Origin of the sequence: Nonomuraea sp. NPDC049784 (genome assembly GCF_040659615.1) — a bacterium.
In the GTDB taxonomy this organism is placed as follows: Bacteria; Actinomycetota; Actinomycetes; order Streptosporangiales; family Streptosporangiaceae; genus Nonomuraea.
Map to the genome: position 1 here is coordinate 1 of NZ_JBFAMX010000976.1, position 2,631 is coordinate 2,631.

The 2,631-nt window shown below is 71.4% G+C and carries 3 protein-coding genes; all 3 read left to right on the forward strand.

Annotation, left to right across the window (positions count from 1 at the left end; genetic code table 11):
• Positions 1–139 precede the first annotated feature (139 nt).
• Positions 140–997, forward strand: a complete 858-nt coding sequence (locus tag AB0J09_RS61950; protein ID WP_360713483.1) for a Gfo/Idh/MocA family oxidoreductase — start codon at positions 140–142, stop codon at positions 995–997.
• Between the two features lie 201 nt (positions 998–1,198).
• Positions 1,199–2,164 (forward strand): ABC transporter substrate-binding protein, encoded by a 966-nt coding sequence (locus AB0J09_RS61955; protein ID WP_360713485.1) that lies wholly within the window; start codon positions 1,199–1,201, stop codon positions 2,162–2,164.
• 2 nt (positions 2,165–2,166) lie between these two features.
• Positions 2,167–2,631 (forward strand): iron chelate uptake ABC transporter family permease subunit (locus AB0J09_RS61960; protein ID WP_360713487.1); only part of this gene is annotated, 465 nt, incomplete at its 3' end.

Sequence of the window (2,631 nt, forward strand, 5' to 3'; positions counted from 1 at the left end):
CGCCCATCGTGCCGGGCCGATCGCCGGGCCGGTGCGCTCGCGGCAGTTCTGCGCGAGTTTCGCGTTGTACGCCAGCCAGGCCTGGTTTCGCAATGTGGGAAGATCCTCCCAATAAGGGCGGTATGTCGGGGAGGTTTTCATGGAGCCGGTGGCGGTGGGGCTGGTCGGAGCGGGGCCGTGGGCCGAGATGGCGCACGGGCCGATGTTGTCCAGGGGGCCGCACACGCGGCTGGCAGGCGTGTGGGCCCGCCGCCCCGAGGCCGCCGCCCGGCTCGGGGCGCCGGTGTTCGAGCGGATCGAGGAGCTGTTCGACGCCTGCGAGGCCGTGGCGTTCTGCGTGCCGCCCGCCGTACAGGCCGAGCTCGGCGTCCGCGCCGCCCGCGCGGGCAAGGCGCTGCTGCTCGAGAAGCCCCTCGCGGACACGCTGGACGGCGCGCGACGCCTGGCCGAGGCCGTCGCTGAGGCGGGCGTGGCCTCCCAGATGGTCCTCACCATGCGGTACGCCGCCCAGACCCGCGCGTTCCTGGACCGGTGCCGGGAGATCCAGGCGTTCGGCGGCCATGCCACGAACATCTCCGGGGTCCTCCTCGGCGACCACCCCTTCGCCACCCCGTGGCGGCTCAAGAAGGGCGCGCTGCTCGACGTCGGCCCGCACGTGATCGACCTGCTCGACGCCGCCCTGGGCCCGGTGACCGGGGTGCGCGCGCACGGCGACCCGCTCGGCTGGACCGGGCTGCTGCTGGAGCACGAGGGCGGCGCCGTCAGCGAGGCGTCACTGTGCATGGCCGCCGCCGGAGACCTGCCGCCGTCCACGTTCGCCGTCTACGGCCGCACCGGCAGCGCCGTGCTCCAGCCCTTCGACGACGACCCCATGGTCACCCTGGTCGCGGAGTTCGCCGAGACCGTGCGGAACGGCGGCGGCCATCCCCTCGACGCCGCCCACGGGCTGAGGCTCCAGGAGATCATCGCCGAGACGGAGGCCCAACTCGCCCCTTGACGCCGCGCGCATCTGGAGGATTGATAGCGTTTGTCCGACGCGCAGTGTTGCAGCGAAGTCCGGTGTGAATCCGGCGCTGTCCCGCAACTGTCATAGCCAGGTCGCCTGCCTCTGCGCTGACGTCATCAACCCTCGTGGAAAAGGGTGATCCGTCGCTCAAACGCGGGTCTCTCGGTTCCGAACAGTGTGAAAGGACTACTCGTGAGGCCCGTACGCACGGCCTTCGCGGGCGCGCTGCTGGGAACGCTGGTTCTGGCCGGATGTGGCCAGACCGCCCCCACTCCCTCCGCCGCCCCCACGGCCACTGCCCCCGCCACCGCTTCCTCGGCGGAGTTCCCCGTCACGATCGAGGCGGGCAACGGCAAGGTCACCCTCGCCAAGAAGCCCGAACGGATCGTCTCCCTCTCGGCCACCCACACCGAGACGCTCTTCGCGATCGGCGCCGGCTCCCAGGTCGTCGCCGTGGACGACCAGTCGAACTACCCGCCCGAGGCCCCCAAGACCGACCTGTCCGGCTTCAAGCCGAACGTCGAGGCCATCGTCGCCAAGAAGCCCGACCTGGTCATCGTCTCCAACGACATCGACCAGATCGTCGCCGAGCTGGGCAAGGTGAACGTGCCCGTCCTGCTCGAGCCCGCCGCCGCCAAGCTGGACGAGGCGTACGACGAGATCGCCGAGATCGGCGCGGCCACCGGCAACAAGGCCAAGGCAGACGAGGTCGTCTCCGGCATGAAGACGGCCATGGAGAAGCTGGCCGCCGAGGCGCCCAAGGACAAGAAGCTCACCTTCTACCACGAGCTCGACCAGACGCCGTACGCGGCGACGTCCCAGACGTTCATCGGGCAGGTCTACGCGATGTTCGGTCTCACGAACATCGCCGACAAGGCCCCCGACCAGGCGGGCGGCTATCCCAAGCTGTCGGCCGAGTTCGTGGCCCAGGCCGACCCCGACCTGATCTTCCTGGGCGACGTCAAGTGCTGCGGGCAGAGCAAGGACACCCTGGCCAAGCGGCCCGGCTGGAAGGGCCTGTCCGCGATCAAGAACGACCAGGTGATCCAGCTCGATGACGACCTCGCCTCCCGCTGGGGGCCGCGTGTCGTCCAGCTCGCCGAGTCCATCGGCGCAGCGGTGACCAAGGCCGTGCCCAAGACCGGGGCCAAGAGCTGACCATGACACGGCAGGCCGGCCCGTCCAGGGCCAGACCCCTCTGGGTGGCGTGCGCCCTGGGCGTGCTGGCCGTCTGCATGATCGCCGGGCTGCTCGACGGGGCCGCCGACATCTCGCCCTGGCAGGTGGTGCTCCAGGCGCTGGACTGGCTGCCGTTCGTGCACGTCGACTCCGGGCTCGCGCCGGTCGAGCAGGGGCTCCTGTTCGAGCTGCGGCTGCCCCGGGTGCTGGTGGCCGCCGTGGTCGGGGGGCTGCTGGCCATGGCGGGGGCGGGGTACCAGGGCGTGTTCAGGAACCCGCTGGCCGACCCGTACCTGCTGGGCGCCGCGGCCGGGGCGGGCCTGGCGACGACCGTGGCCATCGTGCTGCTGCCGGTGTCGGCCGGGAGCATCCCGGTCGCGGCCTTCCTCGGGGCCGTGGGCGGCGTGTTCCTCGCGTACACGCTCGGCAACACCGCCGGGCGCGCG